At 65.0% G+C, this 734-nt stretch carries 1 protein-coding gene; it reads right to left on the reverse strand.

Translation table 11 applies throughout. The features are described from left to right. Positions 1–734: serine dehydratase beta chain (locus tag EN750_RS37305; protein WP_189526820.1), on the reverse strand; the 734-nt coding region annotated here is incomplete at both ends.

Consider the following 734-nt stretch of genomic DNA (forward strand, 5'->3'; position numbering starts at 1 on the left):
GCTTATCGTGCAGCATGCGGGCACGGCGGCGCACCTTCAGCCCACCCGGCATGATGCCATCCTGCGACAGGCCACGGTCGATGCAGCCCTTCATGGCGGTCCAGATTCCGTCGAGGCCGGCGTCGAGCTCCTCGCGCGTCATCTGCGTCTCCTCGTTGACGCGTTTCATGTCGGCGATGGAAAGGCCGCTTTTGCCGGCCATGGCCAGCATCTCGACCGCATTCTTGAACGGATAAGGCACTTTCTTGCCTTCGGTTGTCACCGAACCCTTGGCTTTCATCCGCTGCAGTTCTTCTTCGGAAACCACGAAGCCGCCGCCGATCGAATAATAGATCCGCTTGAGCAGCAGGCGGCCGCCGGCGTCATAGGCGTAGAACGCCATGCCGTTGGCGTGACCGGTGAGCGGCGTCTTGCGGTCCAGCACCAGATCGGTGGCCGGATCAAAGCGATAGGAGGGATGGCCGGGCGGCGAAATGCGCTTTTCGGCGGCGATGCGGCCGGCAATGCCATCGGCCTGGTCGGGATCGACCGTCTGCGGCGTCAGACCGGCAAGGCCGAGCATGACGGCGCGATCACTGCCGTGGCCAATGCCGGTGTAGGCGAGTGACCCGTGCAGGCTTGCGCCAAGCCGGTCGACCTTGACGCCCGCCGGACGCGGCCAGTCATTTCCCGCGACCTCGTCGAGAAACCGCGCAGCGGCGGTCATCGGCCCCATCGTGTGCGAACTCGACGGT

Origin of the sequence: Mesorhizobium sp. M7A.F.Ca.ET.027.03.2.1, assembly GCF_003999175.1 — a bacterium.
GTDB lineage: Bacteria > Pseudomonadota > Alphaproteobacteria > Rhizobiales > Rhizobiaceae > Mesorhizobium.